Genomic DNA, 25709 nt, shown 5'->3' on the forward strand with positions numbered 1-25709 from the left:
GTTGCATATGTATGTGAGTGATGAATTTTGTGAGTTTCGCGCGCGGTCATTTTATGTTGAAGGACAAAAAATCTGCGAGGTGGTATTGCTCTTCTTTAAACTTGAGAAGATGGGGTGGATCTCATTGAGTATTGGAGAGGGCCTTGCAATTTTTTCTCATGGTCTACAAGACACTGAATATCAGTTGAGTGAGGGTGTTGATGAGGAATTCGCGTATCCGGTAAGGGTTGTTGGTTGTTTGCTTAAATATGTAGGTAAAAAAATATCCCGTATTTATGAGTATCGGATGGAAGGCGTAGATGAAGGATGCGTGGGGGTCTATTTTGATTGTGAACGTGATGGGTTTAGTGTGTTGGAAGACGATGGTTGTCTAAAATTTTCTGACGGCATATGTAGTTTGGGAGATGATGTCTCATTAGTGATAATTGACCGCTGAATAGGTGGCACGCAAAGAGATCCATCTTGGAATGATGTCGTTGCGCACCTTGAAGAGTCCTGCCGAAATTTGGGGAGTGTAACCCTGGATATTGAAGAAATAGCAGGCTTCGAACTCTTGACATTGTAGGTTGTTGCAGAGACAGGAAAGTACGCACTTACTCTCAGCGTTGACGATGGCGATGACTACGATGTCAAAGTATTTTGCGGCGATAAAAAACGTGGCGGAATCATGCATAACCAAGGCGATGCCGTTGCTGGTTCAGCCATCTGCTCAAATTTTGAATTGTCGTGGAGATTCAAGCAGCTCTTCGACAGTGGCCGAGTGTCGTCAGCGCTCATGAACTGAAGTTGAACTCGAGCGACTCCTGCCAAAACAAAAAAACGCCCCAAATTAACCGGGGCGTTTTTCATTTATCGAACACTGAATTCCGGACGCTCACCGAAACGCCGGCACCACATGCTTGATAAACAGTTCCAGCGATTTCTTCTTCTCCGCATGCGGCAAGCTGTTGTCGCACCAGAAGCTGAACTCATCCACGCCCAGTTCCTGGTAATACTTGATGCGCGGAATGATCTCTTCCGGCGTGCCGATCATGGCGGTCTTGTGCAGGCTTTCCAGTTCAAACTCCGGACGTCCGGCAAACTTCTCTTCCGGGCTTGGGTCGAGGAAGCCGTTAACCGGCGTTGCCTTGTTGCCGAACCACGCATCGAAGGTGCGGTAGAAACGCGAGATCGCTTTCGCGCCGACTTTCCAGCCGTCCGGGTCGTCGGCGGTGTGCACGTGGGTGTGGCGCAGGACCATCAGTTGTGGGCGCGGTACGTCTGGGTTGTTGTCCAGGGCGGTCTGGAATTTGTTTTTCAGGTCGAGGACTTCTTCGTCGCCTTTCATCAGCGGCGTGACCATGACGTTGCAGCCGTTGGTCACGGCGAAGTTGTGCGAGTCCGGGTCGCGGGCGGCGATCCACATCGGCGGATTCGGTTTTTGAATCGGCTTCGGCACGCTGGTCGAAGTGGGGAATTTCCAGATGTCGCCGTCGTGGGCGTAGTCGCCTTGCCACAGGGCGCGGACCACCGGGACCATTTCGCGCAGTGCCTGGCCGCCGGATGAGGCAGGCATGCCGCCGGCCATGCGGTCGAATTCAACCTGATAAGCGCCACGGGCCAGCCCGACTTCCATGCGACCGTTGCTGATCACGTCGAGCAGAGCGCATTCACCGGCCACCCGCAACGGGTGCCAGAACGGCGCGATGATGGTGCCGGCGCCGAGGTGGATGGTCGTGGTTTTCGCCGCGAGGTAGGCCAGCAGCGGCATCGGACTCGGCGAGATGGTGTATTCCATGGCGTGGTGTTCGCCAATCCACACGGTGCTGAAACCCCCGGCCTCGGCCATCAGGGTCAGTTCGGTCAGGTCTTCGAACAGTTGGCGGTGGCTGACGCTTTCGTCCCAGCGTTCCATGTGTACGAACAGGGAAAATTTCATGACGCTACCTCGGATCTTTTGTTGATGGCCGGTCGTTCGCGGGCCTGTGTTACTGGCATGAGCGATGAACGCTCGCAAGTCTTCTCACCATTCAAGCACGCCTTCGAGGACGGCTGGTCGGTTGATTGAATATTGGTATACCATAATACGGAATATCCGCAAAATATTTCTGACCGACACTTCGAACAAGGAAGGCGCAGTAAACATGAACATAAAACAAAAATTGACTCTGGCGTTCGCGGTGATCGCCAGCCTGCCGGTGTTGCTGGTAGCCGTGCTGATCATCCTCAATGTCCGCGACGGGGCGCGTGACAACTTCATTGACAGCACCGGGAGGGAGGTGCGCCAGGTCGAGAACGCCATGCAGTTGTTCTTCGAAGGCATCAGCCAGAACGTTGCCTATCTGGCTGAGCATCCGCAGTTGCAGGGGATTGACGGCAGCCTCAAGCGCTACCTGAGCAGTGACGCCGCACAGATCTCGATGGGGCCGCAGGATCAGCAAGTTTTCGCACTGTTTGCGGGGCTGGCCAAGGCCCATCCGGCTTACACCTATCTCTCGTTGGGCACCGAGCAGGGCGGTTACCTGTTCTGGCCGGGCGATCCGAAATTGGCCAGTTACGATCCGCGCACGCGGCCCTGGTACAAAACCGCGATGGCCAATCCCGGCAAGACCCTGCGCACCGACGCCTATTACTGGGCGGCCGATGACGTGGTGCTGGTGAGTACCGTGCGCAGTTTCAACAATCAGTTGGGCAGCAACGCCGGGGTGGTGAATATCGATGTGTCGCTCAAGCAACTGACCGATCTGGTCAAGCAGATCCGCCTCGGTGACAGCGGCTATCTGATGCTGATGGAAGCCAACAACACCGTGTTGGTTGACCCGAGCGACCCGGCGCACAACTTCAAGCAACTCACCGATCTGGGCGAGGGTTACAAACAACTGGCAGAGGCCGGCAAAGGTCTGGTGCAAGTGGAATTGGCCGGCGAGCACTACATGGCGCTGGTCTGGCCGTCGGAGTCGCTGGGCTGGCGCTTCGTCGGTGTGGTCAAGGCCAGTGAAGTCATGGCCGGCGCCACGCGGCTGACGTGGATCATCGGCGCCATCGCTGTGGCGTGTGCGCTGCTGTTTGCCATGGCCGGTGCGTGGTTTGCCGGGTTGATGGTCAAGCCGATTCGTGGCGTCGCCAGTGGTCTGGAAGGGATCGCGCAGGGCGACGGCGATCTGACTGCACGTCTTGATGTGCGCGGGCAGGATGAAACGGCGCAACTGGCCGGCTGGTTCAACCAGTTTCTCGAAGCGATTCGCACGTTAATCCAGCGCATCGGTCAGGCGGCCGGGCAGATTCACAGCAGCTCGGGCAGCGCCACCGAGGTTTCGGCGGAAATGGCGGAAGTCGCCTCACGGCAGCGCGAGGCGGTGGACATGGTGTCCACGGCGTTCCATGAAATGGTCGCCACTTCCAACGAAGTCGCGCGTTCGTGCAGCCAGGCGGCGGATTCGGCTGACAACGGTCAGCGTCAGGCTCACGCCGGGCAACAGCAGATCGACGCGGCGGTGAACAACGTTGGGCGTCTGAGTCAGGAGATCGGCCACAGCGCCGAGTCGATGCAGCAACTGGAGCAGGACAGCACCGACATTCAGTCGATTCTCGGCACCATCCGTTCGATCGCCGAACAGACCAATCTGCTGGCGTTGAACGCGGCGATCGAAGCGGCGCGGGCAGGGGAGCAGGGCCGCGGTTTTGCCGTGGTCGCCGACGAAGTGCGTGCGTTGGCCAAGCGCACCGCAGACTCCACCGGCGAGATCGACGCCTTGCTCGGCAATCTGGCGCGGCGCACTCATCAGATGGGCAAGCAGATGCACGCCAGTCTTGAGGTGTCGCAGGACACCGTGGTGTCGATCAATGAGGCACGGGCGAGTTTTGAATTGATTCGCGAGTCGGTGGACGTGATCCGCGACATGAACACGCAGATCGCCACCGCGGCGGAAGAACAGCATCAAGTGGCCGAGGACATCAATCGGCACATCAGCCAGATTCATGGCGATGCACAGTTGGTGGCGAGTCTGGCGGATTCGACGCGGCAGGATGCGCAGAATCTGACAGCGTTGTCGCAGACGTTGAATCAGTTGGTGAGTCGCTTCCGCACCTGATCCCGATAGCCCAAACACCCTAAAAACCTGTGGGAGCGAGCCTGCTCGCGAAAGCGGTGTGTCATTCAACCCATCGTTGTCTGACACACCCTCTTCGCGAGCAGGCTCGCTCCCACAGTGTTAGGGAATCAAGCCACCGCAGGCAACGCACCCATCTTCCCGTGGCAATACACCAACGGCCCGGCAACCTGTTCCGGCACGATCAGATTCTTCACCGCGCCGACCATGATCGCATGGTCGCCCCCTTCATATTCGCGCCACAACTCGCACTCGATCACCGCCGTCGCATTGGCCAGGATCGGGTTGCCCAACTCGCTCAACGTCCACTCGATACCTTGCGCCTTGTCCTTGCCTTTACGGGCGAAGGCGTAGGCCTCGCTTTGCTGGCCGCCGGACAAAACGTGGATGGCGAAGCGTTTGTTCTTGATCAAAACCGGGTAGGAATCGGAGCTGTAGTTGGGGCAGAACAGCACCAGCGCCGGGTCCATCGACAATGAACTGAATGCGCTGGCCGTCAGGCCGACGATCTGGCCGTCGTCGTCCAGCGTGGTGATAACGGTGACGCCGGACGGGAACGAGCCCATGACTTGTTTGTAGATGGCAGCATCGATCATTGGGTGGTCCTCGGGTGTTGTGACGCGGTTTTTATGTGTTTGTAGGTCTGATGGTATACCGTAATACATTCTTTGCAAGGGATTTTCAGGTGAACCGATAAACGTACGACTTTCGTCGGAAAGCCAATGTTTACGGGGCTTTACCCTAGCCAGAGCCCGGCCGTATCAGCGAGGATAGCGGTGCAGATCGCGTGCAAATCAGCGGATCAGTCTTGTGCAAAGTTTGGAATACCATAATATGGTCGGCATCTGAGGGGCGGCCAAAGAGTCCCCCCGGTTTGGCTTCATACAACGATAAGAACAGACAAACTTGAGTTCATGCATATGTCCCAGATGTCCCGGCAAGATCCGTTGATCGAGAACCATACGGTCGACTATGTCCCACTCGCGGAACGCCACGGGAAGGCCCGCGACCTGTTCACCCTTTGGTTCAGCACCAACATTGCGCCCCTGCCCATCGTCACCGGCGCCATGGTGGTTCAGGTGTTCCATCTTGATTTGCTGTGGGGGCTGCTGGCGATAGCGCTGGGGCACATGATCGGCGGCGTGGTGATTGCGCTGGCCTCGGCGCAGGGGCCACGCATGGGCATTCCGCAGATGGTCCAGAGTCGCGGCCAGTTCGGGCGTTACGGCGCGCTGTTGATCGTGTTTTTCGCGGCGATCATCTACATCGGTTTCTTCATTTCCAACATTGTCCTTGCCGGCAAATCCATCGTCGGCATTGCGCCGTCAGTGCCGGCGCCGTTGAGCATCCTGATCGGTGCGTTGGCGGCCACGGCCATCGGCGTGATCGGCTACAACTTCATTCATACGCTGAACCGCATCGGCACCTGGGTCATGGGTAGCGCGTTGCTGGCCGGTTTCATCTACATCTTCGCCCACGATCTGCCGGCGGACTTCTTCACTCGCGGCAGCTTCAACCTGTCCGGCTGGCTGGCGACGGTGTCGCTGGGGATCATCTGGCAGATCAGCTTCTCGCCGTACGTTTCCGACTACTCGCGTTACCTGCCGGCCGACATCGGCATTGCCAAGCCGTTCTGGGCAACCTATCTGGGCGCGACGCTCGGCACCATTCTGTCGTTCACCTTCGGCGCGGTGGCTGTGCTGGCGACGCCGGAAGGCACTGAAGCGATGGTCGCGGTCAAGCAATCCACCGGTTGGCTGGGGCCGATTCTGATGGTGTTGTTCCTGCTCAATATCATCAGCCACAACGCGCTGAATCTGTACGGTGCGGTGCTGTCGATCATCACCTCGATCCAGACCTTCGCCAGCCAATGGACGCCGAGCATCAAGGTGCGTGTGGCGCTGTCGAGTGTGGTACTGGCGGGCTGCTGTGTGGTGGCGCTCGGGGCTTCGGCGGATTTCATTTCCGAGTTCATCGGGCTGATTCTGGCGCTGCTGCTGGTGCTGGTGCCGTGGGCCTCGATCAACCTGATCGACTTCTACCTGATCAAGCGCGGCTGCTACGACATTGCTTCGATTTTCCGCGCTGACGGCGGCATTTACGGGCGCTTCAACCTGCACGCGATCATCGCCTACTTCATCGGCATCATCGTGCAGCTGCCATTCGCCAACACGTCGCTGTACGTCGGGCCTTACGCCAATCTGGTCGATGGCGCAGACCTGTCATGGCTGGTCGGTCTGGTGGTCACCGTTCCGCTGTATTACTGCCTGGCGACACGCGGCCAGAGTCAGCAGAGCAGGGCAGCGAAGTTGGGTTACACCGATTGACGAAGTTAGCGTAAACAATAATGCCCGGCCCTGCGCCGGGCATTGTTTTGTCCGCATCCCAGCGGTCATTCATATTGGCCACATCGATCCCCTTTTGGCCAATCACCCACTGTGAACCGGCTACGCTGTCAGCAAGAATCAAAACCACAATTAAACGCTGGACTATTTTTGCCCTTGGCTACCTTTCAAGCCGCTGCCGTGTACAGAACATAAAAACCATCGAACTCACGCCGCATTTTGGGGAAACAACCATGGTCACGATCAAACGCATTCTGGGTGCCACTGTGTGTGGGCTGACGCTGCTGGCCAGCGCTGTCCAGGCCGAGCAGCGCGAATTGCGCGTGTACAACTGGGCGGATTACATCCTGCCGTCCGTGCCCAAGGATTTCGCTGCAAAAAGCGGCATCAAAGTGACCTGGGACACCTTCGACACCAACGAATCCCTGGAAGCCAAACTGCTGACCGGCAACTCCGGTTACGACCTCGTTGTGCCGTCGAACCAGTTCCTTGAAACGCAGATCAAGGCCGGCGTGTTTCAGAAGCTCGATAAATCGAAACTGCCGAACTGGAGTCATCAGGATCCGGAACTGCTGAAACTGCTGGGCAAGAACGACCCGGGCAACCAGTACGGCGTGCCTTACATGGTCGGCACGGTGCTGATCGGCTTCAACCCGGCCAAGGTCAAAGCGGCACTGGGCGACAACGCGCCGGTGGACAGTTGGGATCTGGTGTTCAAACCGGAGAACATGGAAAAGCTCAAATCCTGCGGTGTAGCGATGCTCGATTCGCCGACGGAAATTCTGCCGCTGGCCCTGCATTACCTCGGCCTCGATCCCAACAGCCAAAACCCTGCCGATTATGAAAAAGCCAAAGAGTTGATGCTCAAGGTCCGCCCTTACGTGACCTACTTCAACTCGGCCAAATACATGACCGACATCGCCAACGGCGACATCTGCGTGGCCATCGGTTATTCGGGCAGCTTCTATCAGTTCGGCAACCGCGCCAAAGAAGCGAACAATGGCGTAACGGTCGACTGGCGTTTGCCGAAGGAAGGCGCGCCGATCTGGTTCGACACCTTCGCGATTCCGAAGAGCGCGAAGAACGTTGAAGAGGCGCATGAATTCCTCAACACCTTGCTCGATCCGAAAGTGATCGCACCGATCAGTGACTTCCTCGGCTACCCGAATGCCAACAAGGATTCGATGCCTCTGATCAACAAGGAAATCACCGGCAACCCGAACCTGACCCCAACCCCGGAAGCCCTGAAAAACCTCTACGTCGTCCAGCCGTTGCCGCAGAAAATTGAACGCGTGCGCACTCGTGTGTGGACCAATATCAAGTCTGACAAGTAACCACCAGCGCAGGCCAAATGTGGGAGCGAGCCTGCTCGCGAAAGCGGTGTGTCAGTCAACTCAGATGTTGACTGAACCAACCCCTTCGCGAGCAGGCTCGCTCCCACAGGTTTTGTGCAATGCCATCAATCGCAGGTCCACCCCAAATCCCTGTGGGAGCTAGCCCTGCTAGCGATTGGGGCCATCCCAGCCAGCAGGGCTGGCTCCCACAGGTTTTTGCGTTGTGTCATTCAGTGCTGCGTTCGGCGTCTCGGGTGATGACGAGGCTCAGCAGCACCGACCCGAAAATCACCGCACCTACTACCGCCAGCGACCACTCGACCGGCATGTGCAGCCACGGCATCAACACCATTTTTCCGCCGATAAACACCAGCACAATCGCCAAGCCATATTTGAGCAAATGGAAGCGGTCAGCCATGTCCGCCAGCAGGAAGTACAGCGCGCGTAATCCCATGATCGCGAAGATATTCGACGTAAACACGATGAACGGATCGGTGGTGACGGCGAAGATCGCCGGGATGCTGTCGACCGCGAACATCAGGTCGCTGGCCTCGATCAGCACCAGCACCAGAAACATCGGCGTCGCCCAGCGCACGCCGTTTTGCAGGATGAAAAACCGCTCGCCATGAAAGCCGCTGGTGATGCGCATATGCCCACGCACCCAACGCAGCAATGGGTTCTTGTCGAGATCCGGTTGCTGCTCGGCGAACACCAGCATCTTGATCCCGGTGATGATCAGGAACACCCCGAAGGCGTACAGCAGCCATTCGAACTGCGACACCAGCCAGACACCGGCGAAGATCATCACCGCGCGCATCACGATCGCCCCGAGCACGCCGTACAACAGCACGCGGCGTTGCAGCTCGGGCGGCACGGCGAAATAGCTGAAAATCATCACGAAGACGAACATGTTGTCGATCGACAGCGATTGCTCGATCAAATAGCCGGTGAGGAATTCGAGGGTTTTCTGCCGGGCGATGTCGGCGCCGAACTCACCGTGCAGATACCACCAGAGCAAACCGGCGAAGCTCAGGGCCAGCAGGCACCAGGCAATGACCCACGACAGGGCTTCGCGCACTGACACGCGATGCGCCTTGCGGCCGCCGAAGACAAATAGGTCCAATGCCAGCATGGCAAGAACGAAAACGATGAAGGCGCCCCACATCCAGGGCTCGCCGATATTGATGTTCGTGGCGGGCATGTCACGCTCCCTGTCTTATTGGTTTAGAGTCAGACGGGGTCATGCTAGCGACGACATTGCGGCAAAGAAAAATCGTTTATTTCTGCGCAACAGTTCGTAAAAAACGAAGTATTGAGGGCGTGTTACGCGCCTGCGGTGCCGGGATTGATCCATCCCGGCACCGTTTCAGTTTCAGGTCAGCGGCGGCGTGCGCGGCGGCACTTGGCGCTTGGAACCGGTCGACTCAAACGCCGAGGCCAGGCGCAGCAGCGTTGAATCGTCATAAGCGCGACCGGCGAAGGTCAAACCGGCCGGCATGCCAATGTCAGCCATGACGCCCATCGGCACGGTCACGGTCGGCACACCGAGATGGCGGATCGCAAGGTTGCCGTTGGCCACCCAGACGCCGTTGCTCCAGGCGATGTCCGCCGATTGCGGATTAACATCGGCATCCGCCGGGCCGACATCGGCCACCGTCGGGAACAGCACCGCGTCAAGCTTCAGTGCATCCATCCAGTCTTCGAGATCGAGCTTGCGGGTCTTTTCCAGACCGCGCAGGCCGTCCGGCAACGTCGGAATCTGATCCCACTGCGTGATGCCGCGCTCAGCCATGCGCACGTATTCGTCCATGCCCGCGGCCAGATCGCCTTCGCGGTTCGGCAGAGTGCCCGGGTCGTGGGGGAAAATTTTCGGCCCGTCGACATCGACCAGTCGATTGAGCTTCGGATCACCGTTGGCGCGCAGGAAATCGTCAAACGCCCAGGCCGACAGATCCCACAGTTCGTGGTGCAAAAACTCTTTGGAAACGATGCCGCGATTGAACACGGTCGGCGCGCCAGGGCGGTCGCCTTCGCAGTTGGAGACCAGCGGGAAATCGACTTCGATGACTTCAGCACCAGCGGCTTCCAGCGCGGCGCGCGCCTGTTTCCACAGATCGATCATCGACTCGCGGGTATTGATCCTTTGCCCGGTCGGCCCGCCGATGCCAGGTTCGGCGCTGGTGCCGGCCTCAGGGTCGGCGTTGATGTACATCTTCGGCACGCCCAGACGTTTGCCGGCCAGCGCGTCGGCCTTCACCGCCAGCTCCGCATAAGAAGCAGGACGCACGGACATCACGCTCGGGATCGGCACCCACGGCTGCAGACGCCACAGATCGCCACGGGTGTCGGGGTCTTCGGCGACCACCACGTCGAGCACTTCGAGCAGGTCGGCCATGGTGCGCGCGTAGGGCACGACGACGTCCATGGTCGGGGTCAGCGGCCAGTTGCCGCGTACCGAAATCACCCCGCGCGACGGCGTGTAGGCGCATAAACCGTTGTTCGACGCCGGGCCGCGACCGCTCGACCAGGTTTCTTCGGCCAGACCGAATGCGGCGAAACTCGCGGCCGTGGCGGTGCCGGCGCCGTTGGACGAACCGGAGGCAAACGGCGCCGTCAGGTAGTCGGCGTTATAAGGACTTTCGGCGCGGCCATAGACGCCGCGCTGCATGCCGCCATTGGCCATCGGCGGCATGTTGGTCTTGCCCAGGCAGATTGCCCCAGCAGCGCGCAGGCGCTCGATGGTGAACGCATCGCGATGGGCGACAAGGTCGACAAATGCCGGGCTTCCGGACGCTGCCGTCAGGCCTTTGACCAGGTAGCTGTCCTTGGCGGTGTAGGGAATACCGTCGAGCGGGCCGAGGGATTCGCCCTTGGCGCGACGCTCGTCGGCGGCCTGCGCTTCGTTCAGCGCATCGGGGTTACGCACCACCACGGCGTTCAGTGCGGTGGCAGTGTCAGCACCGTCGTAGGCATCGATTCGCGCCAGATAAGCCTGCACCAGCTCGACCGAAGTGGTCTGGCCGGATTCCAGCGCAGCGCGCAATTGAGCAATGGAAACTTCAGTGACTTCGATCATGTGATTACCGCCGTCAGGTTCTCAAAGTGGTTTTTATTGTGGAATGTTCAAAGTTTTCAATGGGCGTCACTCTACCCTGAACTGTAAGCAAAGGCATGTGCAAGTTCGATAATTATCGGGTTATTCAGCGGAAAAACTCTCCCGGTGTCTCACCGAACTGCTGACGAAACGCTGAAATGAACGCCGAAGTCGAGTCATATCCGCACGCCAATGCCACGTCGGTGACGCGTTCACCGCGCTCCAGCGGTGTCAGCGCGCCGAGCAGGCGCAAGCGCTGCCGCCAGGCGCGGAAGGTCAGGCCAGTGTCACGTAGAAACAGCCGTGTGAGGGTTTTCTCGGTGACGCCGAATTTCTCGCTCCAGTGGCTGAGCGTGGTCTGCTGTTCCGGATGCTGCTCCAGGCTCTGATAGATCTGCTTGAGGCGGGCGTCTTGTGGCAGCGGTAGCATCAGGTCGATTTGGGGTGCTTCTGCGAGTTGGTCGAGGATCACCTGCGCCAGCCGCCCGTGCGCGCCGCTCTGGTCGTATTCCACCGGCACCTGACTGAAAGCGCGGATCAACTCACGGAGCAAATCGCTGACACCCAGCACATGGCAACGCTCAATCGCCCAACCGGCGACGCTGCAATCGATGTACAGGCTGCGCATCTCGGTGTGCGGCGAACTGAACACCCGATGCGGCACGCCCGCCGGAATCCACACCGCGCGCTCGGGGGGCGCGACGAAACGCCCGGCGCTGGTCTGCACTTCGAGCACGCCCTGAATCGCGTAGGACAACTGCACCCACGGGTGACTGTGACGGCGGGTCAGCGCCCGATTAGGCAGCGATTCGGTGCGCCCGTACAGCGGACGCGGCAGGCTGGGCAGCCCGGGAATGCTGCGTCTGACGCTTTTGTCGTGTCCTTTTGGCGGCATCTGGAGGATCTTCGGCGTTAGTCGGTAATTTGCAGTCACGTTAGAGTCGCCGTCACGTACTGGCAACCCCCCGGATGAGTAAACCATGACGCGCCCAAGATTCCTCCCCGACAACTTCACCCTGACCCTGATCGGCGTCGTCCTGCTCGCCAGTTTTCTGCCGGCCAGCGGTCAGGTGGCGGTCGGCTTCGGCTGGCTGACCAACCTCGCCATCGCGCTGCTGTTTTTCTTGCACGGCGCCAAGCTGTCCCGCGAATCGATCATTGCCGGCGCCGGTCACTGGCGTCTGCATCTGCTGGTGTTTGGTTTGACCTTTGTGCTGTTCCCTATTCTCGGTCTGGCGCTGAAACCGCTGCTGTCACCGCTGGTCGGCGACAAGCTGTACATGGGCATGCTCTACCTCTGCGCGTTGCCAGCCACGGTGCAATCGGCGATTGCCTTCACTTCTCTGGCGCGGGGCAATATTCCGGCGGCGATTTGCAGTGCAGCGGCGTCGAGCCTGTTCGGGATTTTCCTCACGCCGTTGCTGGTGACGCTGCTGCTTAACGTGCATGGCGACGGCGGCTCGACCCTCGATGCGATCCTGAAGATCAGCGTGCAGTTGCTGCTGCCGTTCATTGCCGGGCAGATCGCCCGTCGCTGGATCGGCGCGTGGGTCGGACGCAACAAGAACTGGCTGAAGTTTGTCGATCAGGGTTCGATTCTGCTGGTGGTCTACGGCGCGTTCAGCGAGGCGGTCAACGAAGGCATCTGGCATCAGATTCCGGTGGTCGACCTGCTCGGCCTGGTGGTGGTGTGCTGCATTCTGCTGGCGCTGGTGCTACTGGCTGCGACGCTGCTGGGCAAGGTCTTCGGTTTCAATCAGGAAGACCGCATCACCATTCTGTTCTGCGGCTCGAAAAAGAGCCTGGCCACCGGCGTGCCGATGGCGCAGGTGCTGTTTGCCGGCAGCACCATCGGCGTGCTGATTCTGCCGCTGATGCTGTTTCATCAGATCCAGTTGATGGTGTGTGCCGTTCTGGCCCAGCGTTATGCGAAACGCCCGGAATCGGTGCCGGATCTGATGGCGCAGGTGGATCCATAACTCCACGATTCAACGCGCATCGCAAATTTCTGTGGGGTTAGCACTGCTAGCGATCCGGGCAGCACAGTCGACATCTCAATTGACTGATCCATTGCCATCGCCAGCAGGGCTGGCTCCCACAGGTTTTGTGCAATGCCAGCAACCTCAGCCACACCAAAAACCTCTGTGGGAGCTGGCTTGCCAGCGATTTGGCCAGCACAGTAATAGGCCGCTCGATAGCATGGCCTAAGGCGCCAAGGATCATTGAGGGCTGTTGAATTGGTCGGAGTAACTTCCGGTCATCAGTGCCGAAGCGACCCGATCCGAGCCAACGCCGACACGAGAATAGGCAACCCGGTTGACGCCCGTACGATCAGCGCCATCCGAAGCCACTGCGCCCGCGCCGACATGATCGGCACCGTCAGAAGCCACCGCGCCTGCGCCAACATGATCGGCACCGTCAGAAGCCACCGCGCCCGCGCCGACATGATCGGCACCGTCAGAAGCCACCGCGCCTGCGCCAACATGATCGGCACCGTCAGAAGCCACCGCGCCCGCGCCAACATGATCGGCACCATCGGAAGCGACCGCGCCCGCACCAACATGATCGGCACCGTCAGAAGCCACCGCGCCTGCGCCGACATGATCAGCGCCATCCGAAGCCACCGCGCCTGCGCCAACATGATCGGCACCATCAGAAGCCACCGACCCCGCACCAACATGATCGGCACCGTCAGAAGCCACTGCACCTGCGCCGACATGATCGGCACCGTCAGAAGCCACCGAAGCCGCCCCAACATGATCCGCGCCATCAGAAGCCACGGCCTGCGGTTGTCCCGCCCACGCCCCGGGTATCACCACAGCTGCCGCGACTGCAATGACCACGCCTGACAAAAGCCTGTATTTCATGATTTTCTCCACGTCCCGGCAGCCGCTTAGCGGTAGCGCATCGTGCGCCGCACAGTGGCGGGCGCGTTGATTCATCGGCTCGGGTCAGTCTGGTTGGCGAAAGGCACGGGCGCACCGTCAGGCGCACGGGTGTCGACGTAAACAGTATCGAACTGATCCAGTATAGATCGCTGCGCGGACGCGGTAGGGCGGGGGGATCGACGGGCGTTAGGCGTTTCTTTTCCTTCACCCGGCCGGCAAAGTTGAATTCAGTCTAAAAATAGACAAGCGTGGCGGCGAGGCTTTGCTAGGCTCAAAGGTGTAGGCGAAGACGCAGACTGATGCGCAATCGGATAGCAAGGGGGCGTGGGGCGCGCTCCGAAAGGTACACGGTTAGAAAGATCTCCGCGCTGAGATCCAGCCCTTATGCCGTGTGAAGCAGCCGAGGCACCACCTTTTAAATTGGCCCGGTACTGTGGGAAGCCCGATAAACCTTGTAAGCCAGAGACCAGCACTGGCCGCCTACTCGAACACCAAAGCCCGCTTCGTGCGGGCTTTGTCGTTCTTGCCAGGTCAGATCGATTGCAGCGCCTGCGCCAGATCGGCGCGCAGGTCTTCGATGTCTTCAACACCCACCGAGAGACGCACCAGACCATCACCGATGCCCAGTTTTGCGCGAGTCTCGGCAGGAATGGTCGCGTGGGTCATGATCGCCGGATGCTCGATCAGGCTTTCCACGCCGCCCAGACTTTCCGCGAGGGCGAAGATCTTTACGTTCTCGAGAAAACGCCGCGCGCCGGCCAGATCGCTGTTCAGATCGACGGAAATCATCCCGCCAAAACCACGCATCTGGCGCTTGGCCAACTCATGCTGCGGGTGTGACTCAAGGCCTGGATAGTAGACGCGTTTGATCTGCGGCTGCTGCTCCAGCCACTGCGCCAGATCCAGCGCGTTGCTGCAATGACGTTCCATGCGCAGCGCCAGGGTTTTCACCCCGCGCAACGTCAGAAACGCATCGAACGGCCCGCTGATCGCGCCTACCGCGTTCTGCAGGAAACCGAGTTTTTCCGCCAGTTCTTCGTTCTGCCCGACCACGGCGATACCGCCGATCACATCGGAGTGGCCGTTCAGGTATTTGGTGGTCGAGTGCAGCACGATGTCGAAGCCCAGCTCCAGCGGCCGCTGGATATACGGGCTGGCGAAGGTGTTGTCGGCCACGCAGATAATGCCGCGTGCACGGCAAATCCGCGCGATGGCGGCCAGATCCGACAGGCTCAACAGCGGGTTGGTCGGGGTTTCGACCATAACCATGCGCGTGTCGTCCTGCAGCGACGCCTCGAACGCCGACAGATCGGTCAGATCGACAAAGCTGAAGCGGTGCCCGGCACTGCGCTGACGCACCTTGTCGAACAAACGGAAGGTGCCGCCATACAAATCATTGCCGGAGACAATGTGCGAGCCTGCATCGAGCAATTCCAGCACCGTCGAAATCGCCGCCAGCCCGGAGGCGAAGGCGAATGCGCGGGTGCCGCCTTCCAGATCCGCCACGCAACGTTCCAGGGCAAAACGCGTCGGGTTGTGCGAGCGCCCGTAATCGAAGCCTTTGTGCACGCCGGGGCTATCTTGCAGGTAGGTGGAGTTGGCGTAGATCGGCGGCATCAGCGCGCCAGTGGTCGGGTCCGGCGTCTGCCCGGCGTGGATCACCCGGGTCGCGAAGCCTTGGGATTTATCGTCGTGTTGACTCATGCAAGGGATCTCCGTAATTGGTTGAGCATGTCGGTGCGGGTGATCAGGCCGTGGAAGCCAGACGCGTCGGCAACGATTGCGACGAGGCCACGGTTGAGCACCGATTCCAGTTCAGACAGGCTGGCACCGGGGGCGAGGGTTTGCAGTTTGTCGGTCATCACGCTGGACACCGATTGGCTGAAGCGCGACGCATCTTCGTGCACCGGCAGCAGGATGTCCGACTCGTCGATCACCCCGACCAGTTGCTTGCCTTCCACCAGCACTGGCAGCTGCGAAACATCCGCCAGACGCATGCGCTGGAACGCGGTCAGCAGGGTGTCGTCGGGGCCGACGCTGATCACGCGACCGTCTTCGAAACGACGGGCGATCAAGTCGCGCAGGTCACCATAACCCTTGCGTTGCAGCAGGCCTTGATCGGTCATCCACTGGTCGTTGTAGACCTTCGACAGATAGCGCGTGCCGGTGTCGCAGACGAAACTCACCACGCGTTTCGGCTCGGTCTGCTCGCGGCAATAACGCAGTGCTGCGGCGAGCAGGGTGCCGGTCGACGAGCCGCCAAGAATGCCTTCGGCCTTGAGCAACTGGCGAGCGTGATCGAAGCTCTCTTCATCGCTGATCGAGTAGGCGTGGCGTACGCTGGAGAGGTCGGTGATCGACGGAATGAAATCTTCGCCGATGCCTTCCACCGCCCATGAACCGGGCGTCGGCATCGTGCCGTCACGGCTGTATTGCGCCATGACCGAGCCGACTGGGTCGGCCAAGACCATTTCCAGATCCGGTTGCACGCGTTTGAAGAAGCGGCTCAAACCGGTCAGCGTGCCGGCAGAGCCGACACCGACAACGATTGCATCCAGATCATGCTCGGTCTGCGCCCAGATCTCCGGCGCGGTGCTGCATTCGTGGGCTAGCGGGTTGGCGGGGTTGTTGAACTGATCGGCGAAGAATGCGCCGGGAATGTCTTTCGCCAAACGGGCGGCGACGTCCTGGTAATACTCGGGATGACCCTTGCCGACGTCGGAGCGGGTGATGTGCACTTCGGCGCCCATGGCCTTCAAGTGCAGAACTTTCTCGGTGGACATTTTGTCCGGCACCACCAGCACCACGCGATAACCTTTGGCGCGGCCAACCAGTGCCAGCCCCAGACCGGTGTTGCCGGCGGTGGCTTCGACAATCGTGCCACCCGGTTGCAAGCGACCATCGCGCTCAGCGGCGTCGATCATCGCCAGACCGATGCGGTCCTTGATCGAACCGCCGGGGTTTTGCGATTCCAGTTTGAGAAACAGCGTACATGGCCCGGTATCGAAACGGGTCACCTGAACCAGCGGAGTGTTGCCTATCAGCCCAAGCACGGCAGGGCGTGATTCCTTTGACATTTCTTCACCTCTTTGTGGTGTTGATCGCGTTCCATTCGCGGGGAAAAGACTCGCGTGCAACATAGGCTCAGACACCCTCTGTCGCAACCATTAGTCCGTTCGAAATACAGCCAATTCGATCTAACGATAGAACGAAATCGGAGGCGTGCAGGGCTCGGTTTGTATGCGTTTATATCGAGGCGCCATTGAGTATCCAAAGGGCGTCTTCGGCGATGGCAATGGCTTGATCTGTGGAGAGATTTCCTGCAGCGAAAACGGGACCGAAGGTAAGGTTGGTAGTGCTGGCGATAGCGGTGTGCCGAGATTGTTGGCATCCCATAGGGAGCCGTTGTTAAGGTGGTCAGCCGCAATCAAGGTGTTTGCCGTTTCATGACTCATCAACCGACCATTAAGGCCGTGTCCGAGGCAGATATTGCTGAGGTATTGGATTTCGCTCTCAAGGCCCGTGCCGAACTTTTCCCTAAGCTCAGCGCTGCGGGCACGCCTGACGATCTGGCGCGTTTTGCCGAGGTTTATCTCCACGGGCAGGGGCGTTTTCTGATTGCTCGTCATGACGGACAGATCGTTGCCTCGATCGGCTATCTGCCCTATGACCGACGCTTCCCGCACCTTGGCTATCCCGACCGCAAAGTGGTGGAAGTCGTGCGTCTGTTCGTCCTGCCATCGCAGCGGCGTTCGGGGTTGGCTGGTGCGTTGTATCGATCACTCGAAGAGTACGCGCGCGCCGACGGTGTCGAGGTGGTCTATTTACACACGCATCCATTCTTGCCGGGTGCCATCGCGTTTTGGCAGCGGCAGGGCTTCTCGATTACTGATGTCGACTCTGACCCGGTGTGGCAGACCACGCACATGCACAAGAGCATCAATGAAAACGCAGGATCTGCGCGCCATCAAACGGGTCCGTCAGGTAATGCGCCCTGACCCCGAAAGTATCTTGTAGTCGCGCAGGCGTCAGCACCTCCAGCGGCTTGCCCAGAGCAACCAGTCGCCCGCGCTCCAGCACCGCCAGTCGATCACAGTTGAGCGCCTGATTGAGATCATGCAAGGCGATCAGCGTGGTCACCGGCAGCGTTCGCACCACGTTGAGAATGCTCAATTGATGCTGAATGTCGAGGTGATTGGCGGGCTCGTCCAACAACAGCATCTGCGGTCGCTGAGCCAGTGCCCGAGCAATGTGAACGCGCTGGCGTTCACCGCCGGACAAACTGCGCCAGAGACGATTGCGCAGGTGCAGGGCGTCCACATCGATCAGCGCCTGCTCGACGATGGCATCGTCCGCCGCTGACCACGGTTGCAGCGCCGACAGCCACGGTGTGCGCCCCAGCGCCACGGCGTCGAACACGCGGATGCCGTCGTCGGTGTCGGCCTGTTGCTCGACCACCGCGAGGGTTTGCGCAATGCGTCGGCGGGGCATTTTACCCAGACGCTGACCGTCAATAAGCACCTCGCCAGCGCTCGGTTCGCGCAGCCCGGCGAGCAGTTTCAGCAGCGTCGATTTGCCCGAGCCATTCGGTCCGACAATGCCGAGGGTTTCGCCACGCCGGACCTCAAGCCTGACGCCGTTGAGCAGTTCGGCGCCGCGCACCTTGAAGCTCAATCCGCTACAACTCAGGACGCTGTTCATCGCGCGGACCTGCGGCCAACCAGAATCAAGGCAAATACTGGCGCGCCGACCAGCGCCGTGATCACCCCGACCGGAATCACTTGACCCTTGATCAACGTGCGCGACAACACGTCCGCGGCAATCAGAAACACCGCTCCACCCAAGGCACTGGCCGGCAACAGTCGGCCATGGCCGGTGCCGAGCAACAGGCGCGCGGCGTGGGGAATCACCAGACCGACAAAGCCGATCGAGCCGACAATCGACACCATCACCGCCGTCACCAGCGCCGCGCAACCGATCAGCAGAATCTGCACGCGCCGCACTGCAATGCCCAGCGATGCCGCCGAATCCGCACCAAAGGTAAACGCATCCAGTGCGCGCCGATGCCACAGACACACCGCCAGCCCCAACAAAGCCGCCGGCACCGCCAGCCACACCGACGGCCAACGCACGCCGCCGAGATTGCCGAGCAGCCAGAACATGATCCCGCGCGCCTGTTCGGAGCTGGCCGAGCGGGTGATCAGAAATGCGGTCAATGCGTTGAACAGCTGCGAACCGGCGATGCCGGCGAGAATGATTTGCCCGGTGCCGCTGGCCGAACCACTGACCCGCGCCAGCAGAATCACCAGCACGAACGCCATCACGGCGCCGGCGAAGGCGCCGACCGACAGCGAGATAACGCCAGCGCCGACGCCGAGCAACGCGACCATCACCGCCCCGGTCGAGGCGCCCGCGGAGATCCCCAGAAGATACGGGTCGGCCAGCGGGTTGCGCAGCAGCGACTGCAAAATCACTCCGCACGTTGCGAGCCCGGCGCCGCAGGCCGCGGCGACCAGCGCGCGGGTCAGGCGATAGTTCCAGACAATGCCTTCGTCGATGGGGTCGAGCACATGTCCGGCGCCCCACAGTTTGTTGGCCAGCACTTGCAGGACGATGCTCGGTTCAATCGAGGTTTCACCAATGGCCACGCCGGCGATCAGTGCCACCGAGAGGATCGCCAACGCCAGCAGTACTCGGATCAATCGCTGAGTCATTTCGACAGGTCATAGCCGTTGATGGCCGTGGCCAGTTGTTCCAGACCATCGAACATGCGCAGGCTGGCCTGCATCGCCATGGCATCAAGAATGATGATGCGGTTGTTTTTCACCGCGTCCATGTTGCGTGTCACCGGGTCGCTGCGCAGGAACGCGAGTTTCTTTTCATAGTCGTCAGCGGGGAAGCGGCGGCGATCCATGCGCGCGATCACCAGAAAGGTCGGGTTGGCCTTGGCAATGGTTTCCCAGCCCACGGTCGGCCATTCTTCGTCGGACTTCACAACGTTGCGCACGCCGAGGGTGCTGAGCATGAAATCGGGAATGCCTTTGTGCCCGGCCACAAATGGCTCGATGTCCATTTCGGCGCTGGAGAACCAGACCAATGCGCTGGCGTCCTTCAACTGTTTGCCTTGGGCGGTGGCGATGGATTTGGCGAGGCTGGCCTTGAGCTGGCCATTGAGCTGTTGACCGCGATCCTGCACATCGAAGATTTGCGCCAGTTGGCTCACGCTTTTGTAAATGCTGTCGATGCTGAAGGGCGCCAGCCGCGTGCCGTCGGCACCGACCAGATTGTCCTTGGCCTCGCAATCGGAGGGCAGCAGGTAGGTGGGGATTTTCAGTTCATGAAACTGCTCCCGAGTGCCGACCGCGCCTTGCGGACCGACCATCCATTCCAGCTCCACGGCAACCAGTTCCGGGCGCTTGCCGATGACTGCTTCGAAGCTCGGTTCGTTATCCGCCAGGCGTTCGATCTTGTCGTTCTGCGCCTTGTATTTATCCAGCACATTGTTGAACCACAGCGAAGTGCCGACGACTTTATCCGCCAGACCCATGGCGTAGAGCATTTCCGTGCCGGCCTGGCCGATGGTCACCGTACGTGCTGGGGCGTGCTGAAAAGTCAGCGTGCTGCCGCAGTTCTCAAGCGTCAGGGGATAGACCGTCGGTGCCGCATGAGCCAAGGCGCAAAGACTCAGACCGGTGATGAGGGTAGCAACGCGAGGCAGCAGCATGGGGCAGTCTCCAAGGGTTCCGTACGGGGCGGGGGGGTACGGATTGGAAACACACCTTCGAACGCGGTCAGGGAAACCTGCGCAAGGCCGGCATTTGATCAAAGACGCGCGGCACGATGTCCTTCCCGGACACCCCGCCGGTTAGTCAGTCACTGTGCCGGCAGGTCTCCTGACTGATGCGTCATCGCCGCGCTCCGGCCTTCCCGGGATTCACCCAGTGGCAGTCGTGGAGCAGGCTCAGCACCTACAGTTGCGGGGGCAGTTCCGATTGATGCTGTGCAAGCATTTCGGATTCCCTATTAATCCCGTGTGGAAACCGGCGGCGGCATGGTAGTCGATCAGGCCGCTGAAGGGGAGACGAATCTGTCGGGACGAGGATTAATGGCGGTTCATCAACCCGAGCAATACGCCCAGGCGCAGGCCCGGTTCAGACGGCGCCATCTGCGCGATGCCGAAGACTTTGAAGGCGGCCAGCATCAGCACCAGGCCGGCGGGCAGAATGCTTTGGCGATAGGGTTGCAGGCCGGCAATTTTGAGCTGTTGGACGTTGCTCACCTTCAGCAGAAGCAGCGACAGGCGCAGCAGTCCGCCGTAGGTAATGCCGTCCTGGCCGTAGTCATTGAGCCGATTGGCCTTGAGCGAAGGTGTGACTGTCATGACACTGTCATGATTCAGCGCCTATGCTGAGGTCAATACATCGCGTGTTCTTAAAGTTTCTGCTGCCAGTTTTGGCAGCTTTTTTTTGCCTGGGATTTGAGCGAGACCGCTGATCGTTCCCATGCTCCGCGTGGGAACGGCTCTAGGGACGCTCCGCGTCCAGTGACGCGGAGCGTCACGGGCTGCATTCCCACGCAGAGCGTGGGAACGATCAGGTGTCAGCAGGCTTGCGGGGTTTCGCCGCGCGCCAGGCGTGCGTTGATGTCGTCGATGACTTCAGGCAGCTCGGCAATGGTGTCGATCAAGTAATGCGGACGCGATGGCGCGAACATCTTGCCGATGCGCTCACGTTCTTCCGCGAGACGATCCGACGGCAACGCTTTGAACTGTTCGTAGGTCAATCCGAGCGCATTCCCCGAGCAAGTCAACGCCACCGTCCACATCCCCGCGCTACGCCCTTCAAGAATCCCCGGCCAGGTGTCATCAACCTTGACGCACGCGGCCACATCATCGATGCCCAAGGCAATCACGTTGGCCAACGACTGCGCCGGATACGGCCGGCCATTGGGCACTTCATCGGTGGCGACGACATGGTCAGCGACATAACCATTCTCTCGCGCCAGCTCGACAACCTTGGCCATCACCACCGCCGGATACCCGGAGCACGAACCAATCTTCAAACCCTTGTCGCGCAACGCCGCAATCGCTTCGAACGCACCGGGAATCACCGCCGAATGCAGGGCGATCTTCTCGATCTGCAACGGCATGAAGCGTTCGTAGATCGCTGTCACATCGTCGTCACTCGGCAAGCGATCAAACGCGGCGCGATAACGCTCGGCGATCTGCGGCAGGTTGCACAACGTGCGGATGTGATCCCATTTGCCCATGCCCATCGGGCCGCGCGCTTCCTCCAGCGATACCGCGACGCCGAACTCGGCAAAGGCTTCGACGAAAATCTGCGTCGGCGCAAATGAGCCGAAATCGACAACGGTGCCGGCCCAGTCAAGGATCGCGGCTTGCAGGTGAGTCGGTTGTTGGTACTGCATGGTCAATCTCCGTTTTCAGGTAAGCGTTGGCCGTCCCTCAAGGCAGGGGTCGGCGGTGGGCGTCAGGGGTGATCAATTCATGGGCGGCGCTGAGTCGAACAGTTCGGCAATCACCGGTCGGTTGCGACGGATGCCAAGACAACACAGGTGGTATTCGATGAAGAACGGGTGATCGACAAAAGTGATCGGCGTGGTGCCGGGCGTTTCGGCGTACTCGACCGCCGAGACAAACCCGATGCCGATGCCTTTGACGATCGCATGCACGATGGCTTCGCGGCTGTTCAGTTGCATGACGCGATTGAGTTCGATGTCGAGGCGCTTGCAGCTTTCTTCGACCAGTTGCCGGGTGCGCGCACTTTGCTCGCGCATCACCCATTTCTCGCGGCTGATTTCGCTGATGTGAACCTGCGACTGGCTGGCCCACGGATGGTCATCGCGCACCACGGCAATAATCGGATAGCGGTGATATAGCCGCGTGTGGAAGCGCTCATCGAATTCCGACAACGCCAGAATCGCCACGTCGATATCGAAGTTGAACAACCGCGCAAGGGTTTCCTTTTCCGAGGAAAACGAGGTTTCCAACTCGATGTCCGGATGGCGCTGCATCAGCTCGTAGGTCAGGTTCATCGCAATCGGCGGCGACACCGCACCCAGGCGCAGCATGCCGTTTTTACGTTGCTTGAAGCTCTGCAGCAGTTGCACAGCCTCATCTTCCTGGCCGAACAGGCCTTGAGTGATCGCGTAGAGTTTGTGCCCGGCAGCGCTCATCTCGATGTAGCGCCCGCGCCGATGGAACAGTTCGACCGAGAAGGTTTTTTCCAGCGCGTTGACCTGCTCGCTGACGGTCGGCTGGCCGACGCTGAGGTATTCCGCCGCGAGGGTAAAACTGCCGGTCTTGGCCACCGCATGAAACGAACGCAACCACTTGTGATACTGGTACATGCAAGCCCCGTCAGCGTCGGATGAACAATGCCACCGCCGCGCTGCACAGGCAGGCACTGGTGACCACTATGAAGATGAGAGACGTGTTTGCCGTGGTGTCAAGCAAACGACCAATCATCGGCTCAGCCAGACCGGCAAACAGATAGGAGGAAAAATTCATGATCCCGGTCGCGGTGCCGGCGCGTTTGGCACCGACCAGATCCGGGCACAGCGCCCAGAAACTCGAGGCCGGGCCGTAGACGAAGAAGCCGCAAAGGAACAGCGCCACCAGGCCGATCACGCTCTGGGGCGGCAGGCTCCACATCCACAAACTCGTCGCGGCGCCAAGGAACATGTAGAGCATGATCGCCAGATAACGCTTGGAGCCGAACAGCTTGTCCGACACCCAGCCATTGCTCAACGCGCCAACCGCCATGCCGACGGGGAGGGCGACGGTGATCCATTTCGGATCGACCATGCTGTCGCCGCTTTTCCAGTTGGCGCCGAGAAAGTGCACCGGCACCCAGACGATCAAGCCGTAGCGCGCCGCGTTCTGAAAGCCCAGTGACAGCGCGGCGATCAGCAGGCGCGGATTCTTCAGAACGGCTTTATAGCGTTGCGCCGAGGTCTCGACTTCGCCATGCGCGGCTTCCTGATGTTTGTCGTCAGCGTTGGCCACGCCGGTATCGCCTACCGGTTCGAAGCCCAGATCCTGCGGCCGTTCACGGGCGACTAGATAGAAAATGATCCCGCCGGCCAGCATCAGCAGCACCGGCAAACGGAAGATCCAGCGCCATTCCAGTTGCAGCACTTCAAGCACGACGATGGAGGTAACGTACGACAGAATCGACGCGCAACCGGCGGCGAAGGTGTAAAAGCCATAGACCTTGCCGCGTTCACCCGCCGCCCACCAATTGGCAATCAGCCGACCGCCCGGCGCCCAGCCCAAGGCCTGGAAGTATCCGTTGACGCCCCACGGCAGGATCAGACTGGTGAAACCGCCGGCAAAACTGGTCACCCAGTTCGCCGCGCAAGACAGCACTGCGCCGAGGGTCATGATGCGCCGGCCACCGAACTTATCGGCGAGGTTGCCGTTGATCGCCTGACCAATCGCATAAGCCCAAAGCATCGCGGCGGAGGCCCAGCCGAGGGTTTCCTTGCTCAAGCCGAATTCAGCCTGAATCCCCGGAATGGCGAAACCGAAGGTCTGCCGCCCGGTGTAGAAAAACAGGTAACAGAACATCGCTGCCAGCAGCATGCGCCACTGCGCGACCCGGAACGAGGCAGAGCGTACGGCGAGACCAGGCATTGTTTGGGCACGATTCATGATCTTTTCCTTATTGTTGTGGGTTCCCGCTGGGTGTCGTCGGCGGGTGCACTCTTTTTTGGTGCGACAGGAAATCACCGCAGCGTTTTGCGCCGCCGGCTGTGCTTGGGTTGTTCAGGTGTGGGGCGGCGTCAGGCGGCTTGGCAACCAATGAAGTTCTTGCCGCGTGCGCCCTGCATCGCCAAGTGAATGATGTCTTCGGCGTCCTTGGCCGAGACGCCATAGTCGGCAAACTCGGTTTTCACGCCCAAGGCATGAAGGAATTCGCGCAACTGCTGCTGAGCCTTGGGCAGGTCTTCACCGAACACCCGCTGCAAGACGCGGTCGCGGGTAGCGTCATGCCCCCACGCCAGACCGAGCACCAGCGGCAGGGTGAAGGAGCAGGCAATGCCGTGGGGCAGGCCATGGCGCAAGGTCATCTCGTAGGAAATGGAATGCGCCAGCGCGGTTTTGGTGTTGGAAAACGCCAGGCCGGCCTTGAGCGCCGCCAGTGCCATGCGCGTGCGCAGTTCCTGGCTCGACAAGTCTTTTTGCAGGCTCGGCAGGCACTCGAGAATGTCTTCGATCGCCGAGATGGCGAAGGTGTCGGAAACCGGATTGGCGTTGACGTTCCAGATCGACTCCAGCGCATGGGAGAGCGCGTCTAGCCCGGTGGACACGGTGACGCCGGCGGGTACGGTCAGCATCAGCTGCGGGTCGATGATCGCCACACGCGGCCAGGTGCAATCCAGGTGCAGCGAGTATTTCTTCTGGCTGGCGCTGTCCCAGATGGTCGCCCACGGTGTGACTTCGCTACCGGTGCCGGCGGTGGTTGGCGCAGCGATCAGCTGTTTGCAGCATGGCGGCGTGAAGGGTTTGCCGCTTGCGAGCAGCGCCAACAGTTCATCGAAATGCCCGGATTCGGTGCCGACGATCAACGCTTTCGCGGTGTCGATGGCGCTGCCACCACCGACCGCGAGCACCACATCGCAATCGCCGGCCTGCTGCCAGAACTGCTCATAAGTGCTGCGCAGGTGAGCGACGTCCGGGTTGGGCTGAACGTCTTCGAACACGTAGACCAGACGCTCACCGAGCAACGCTTGCAGGCGATCGACCAGCCCCAGCCCACGGGCCTCAGGGAAGGTGACGAGGGCCACGGTCTGCTGGTCGGTAATGGCAGCGAGGTCTTGCAGGCTGCCCCAGCCGAAACGGGTATCGACGGGGTTCTGGAAGCGGGCAGTCATGATGAATCCTTATTGTTGTTGTCGTGTGGCGCCATACTCAGCGCCCGTCGACAACGGCTCAA

General features: G+C 60.1%; 20 protein-coding genes, 4 pseudogenes and 1 riboswitch. Of the genes and pseudogenes, 8 read left to right on the top strand and 16 right to left on the bottom strand.

What is annotated here, in order from left to right:
• The first annotated feature begins 7 nt into the window (after positions 1–7).
• Both ACQ4OE_RS09955 and ACQ4OE_RS09960 read left to right on the top strand, forming a co-directional pair.
• Complete coding sequence (locus tag ACQ4OE_RS09955; protein ID WP_430946535.1) at positions 8–436, top strand: hypothetical protein; 429 nt, start codon at positions 8–10, stop codon at positions 434–436.
• A 144-nt stretch (positions 437–580) separates the two neighbouring features.
• A pseudogene (locus tag ACQ4OE_RS09960) lies at positions 581–784 on the top strand (DUF6911 family protein); the annotation flags it as partial.
• A gap of 90 nt (positions 785–874) precedes the next feature.
• Here the strand turns inward: ACQ4OE_RS09960 and ACQ4OE_RS09965 are convergent.
• Positions 875–1918, bottom strand: a complete 1044-nt coding sequence (locus ACQ4OE_RS09965) for an LLM class flavin-dependent oxidoreductase (RefSeq protein ID WP_430946536.1) — start codon at positions 1916–1918, stop codon at positions 875–877.
• Positions 1919–2279: 361 nt separating this feature from the next.
• On the opposite strand from ACQ4OE_RS09965, the pseudogene ACQ4OE_RS09970 reads away from it, so the two are divergent.
• Positions 2280–3164, top strand: a pseudogene (locus ACQ4OE_RS09970) (cache domain-containing protein); the annotation flags it as partial.
• Between the two features lie 309 nt (positions 3165–3473).
• Positions 3474–4070: pseudogene (locus tag ACQ4OE_RS09975) on the top strand (methyl-accepting chemotaxis protein); the annotation flags it as partial.
• Between the two features lie 128 nt (positions 4071–4198).
• Here the strand turns inward: ACQ4OE_RS09975 and ACQ4OE_RS09980 are convergent.
• On the bottom strand, positions 4199–4684 hold the full coding sequence (locus tag ACQ4OE_RS09980) for a flavin reductase family protein (RefSeq protein WP_122594237.1): 486 nt from the start codon (positions 4682–4684) through the stop codon (positions 4199–4201).
• Between the two features lie 324 nt (positions 4685–5008).
• Here ACQ4OE_RS09980 and ACQ4OE_RS09985 point away from each other — a divergent pair, with 324 nt between their 5' ends.
• Positions 5009–6415: a cytosine permease gene (locus tag ACQ4OE_RS09985; RefSeq protein WP_122594238.1), complete on the top strand. Its 1407-nt coding sequence runs from the start codon at positions 5009–5011 to the stop codon at positions 6413–6415.
• A gap of 251 nt (positions 6416–6666) precedes the next feature.
• Complete coding sequence (locus ACQ4OE_RS09990; protein ID WP_122594239.1) at positions 6667–7767, top strand: polyamine ABC transporter substrate-binding protein; 1101 nt, start codon at positions 6667–6669, stop codon at positions 7765–7767.
• Between the two features lie 226 nt (positions 7768–7993).
• Here the strand turns inward: ACQ4OE_RS09990 and ACQ4OE_RS09995 are convergent, their stop codons facing one another.
• From ACQ4OE_RS09995 to ACQ4OE_RS10005, 3 genes are all read right to left on the bottom strand, one after another.
• Positions 7994–8968, bottom strand: coding sequence for a TerC family protein (locus ACQ4OE_RS09995; RefSeq protein WP_122594240.1), 975 nt, complete (start codon positions 8966–8968; stop codon positions 7994–7996).
• A gap of 171 nt (positions 8969–9139) precedes the next feature.
• Complete coding sequence (locus ACQ4OE_RS10000) at positions 9140–10843, bottom strand: amidase (protein ID WP_430946537.1); 1704 nt, start codon at positions 10841–10843, stop codon at positions 9140–9142.
• A 124-nt stretch (positions 10844–10967) separates the two neighbouring features.
• Positions 10968–11756: an AraC family transcriptional regulator gene (locus ACQ4OE_RS10005; protein WP_064393003.1), complete on the bottom strand. Its 789-nt coding sequence runs from the start codon at positions 11754–11756 to the stop codon at positions 10968–10970.
• 85 nt (positions 11757–11841) lie between these two features.
• Here ACQ4OE_RS10005 and ACQ4OE_RS10010 point away from each other — a divergent pair, with 85 nt between their 5' ends.
• Positions 11842–12840, top strand: a complete 999-nt coding sequence (locus ACQ4OE_RS10010) for a bile acid:sodium symporter family protein (RefSeq protein ID WP_430946538.1) — start codon at positions 11842–11844, stop codon at positions 12838–12840.
• 281 nt (positions 12841–13121) lie between these two features.
• Here the strand turns inward: ACQ4OE_RS10010 and ACQ4OE_RS10015 are convergent, their stop codons facing one another.
• From ACQ4OE_RS10015 to ACQ4OE_RS10025, 3 genes are all read right to left on the bottom strand, one after another.
• Positions 13122–13580, bottom strand: a complete 459-nt coding sequence (locus tag ACQ4OE_RS10015) for a hypothetical protein (RefSeq protein ID WP_430946539.1) — start codon at positions 13578–13580, stop codon at positions 13122–13124.
• A 700-nt stretch (positions 13581–14280) separates the two neighbouring features.
• Positions 14281–15453 carry a cystathionine gamma-synthase gene (locus ACQ4OE_RS10020; protein ID WP_430946540.1) on the bottom strand — a complete coding sequence of 391 codons (1173 nt, stop codon included), beginning with the start codon at positions 15451–15453 and terminating at the stop codon, positions 14281–14283.
• Positions 15450–16826 (bottom strand): pyridoxal-phosphate dependent enzyme, encoded by a 1377-nt coding sequence (locus tag ACQ4OE_RS10025; protein WP_122594247.1) that lies wholly within the window; start codon positions 16824–16826, stop codon positions 15450–15452. The genes ACQ4OE_RS10020 and ACQ4OE_RS10025 overlap by 4 nt, the downstream gene beginning before the upstream one ends.
• A 369-nt stretch (positions 16827–17195) precedes the next feature.
• On the opposite strand from ACQ4OE_RS10025, the gene ACQ4OE_RS10030 reads away from it, so the two are divergent.
• On the top strand, positions 17196–17747 hold the full coding sequence (locus tag ACQ4OE_RS10030; protein WP_430946541.1) for a GNAT family N-acetyltransferase: 552 nt from the start codon (positions 17196–17198) through the stop codon (positions 17745–17747).
• Here the strand turns inward: ACQ4OE_RS10030 and ACQ4OE_RS10035 are convergent.
• From ACQ4OE_RS10035 to psrA, 8 genes and pseudogenes are all read right to left on the bottom strand, one after another.
• Positions 17689–18450: an ABC transporter ATP-binding protein gene (locus ACQ4OE_RS10035; protein WP_430946542.1), complete on the bottom strand. Its 762-nt coding sequence runs from the start codon at positions 18448–18450 to the stop codon at positions 17689–17691. The genes ACQ4OE_RS10030 and ACQ4OE_RS10035 overlap by 59 nt on opposite strands.
• Positions 18447–19463 (bottom strand): FecCD family ABC transporter permease, encoded by a 1017-nt coding sequence (locus ACQ4OE_RS10040; RefSeq protein ID WP_430946543.1) that lies wholly within the window; start codon positions 19461–19463, stop codon positions 18447–18449. The genes ACQ4OE_RS10035 and ACQ4OE_RS10040 overlap by 4 nt, the downstream gene beginning before the upstream one ends.
• Positions 19460–20473 (bottom strand): ABC transporter substrate-binding protein, encoded by a 1014-nt coding sequence (locus ACQ4OE_RS10045; protein ID WP_430946544.1) that lies wholly within the window; start codon positions 20471–20473, stop codon positions 19460–19462. The genes ACQ4OE_RS10040 and ACQ4OE_RS10045 overlap by 4 nt, the downstream gene beginning before the upstream one ends.
• A gap of 142 nt (positions 20474–20615) precedes the next feature.
• A riboswitch (cobalamin riboswitch) is annotated at positions 20616–20809 on the bottom strand.
• A 42-nt stretch (positions 20810–20851) separates the two neighbouring features.
• Positions 20852–21112, bottom strand: a pseudogene (locus ACQ4OE_RS10050) (Ppx/GppA family phosphatase); the annotation flags it as partial.
• Between the two features lie 236 nt (positions 21113–21348).
• Positions 21349–22176, bottom strand: a complete 828-nt coding sequence (gene phnX / locus ACQ4OE_RS10055; RefSeq protein WP_430946545.1) for a phosphonoacetaldehyde hydrolase — start codon at positions 22174–22176, stop codon at positions 21349–21351.
• A 72-nt stretch (positions 22177–22248) separates the two neighbouring features.
• Complete coding sequence (locus ACQ4OE_RS10060; protein WP_430946546.1) at positions 22249–23118, bottom strand: LysR substrate-binding domain-containing protein; 870 nt, start codon at positions 23116–23118, stop codon at positions 22249–22251.
• A gap of 10 nt (positions 23119–23128) precedes the next feature.
• Positions 23129–24424, bottom strand: a complete 1296-nt coding sequence (locus tag ACQ4OE_RS10065; RefSeq protein WP_430946547.1) for an MFS transporter — start codon at positions 24422–24424, stop codon at positions 23129–23131.
• Positions 24425–24555: 131 nt separating this feature from the next.
• A complete protein-coding gene (psrA, locus tag ACQ4OE_RS10070; RefSeq protein ID WP_430946548.1) occupies positions 24556–25647 on the bottom strand; it encodes an iron-containing alcohol dehydrogenase PsrA in 1092 nt (363 codons plus the stop codon).
• Positions 25648–25709: the final 62 nt, after the last annotated feature.

The organism is Pseudomonas sp. WC2, assembly GCF_050586545.1.
Classification (GTDB): Bacteria; Pseudomonadota; Gammaproteobacteria; order Pseudomonadales; family Pseudomonadaceae; genus Aquipseudomonas.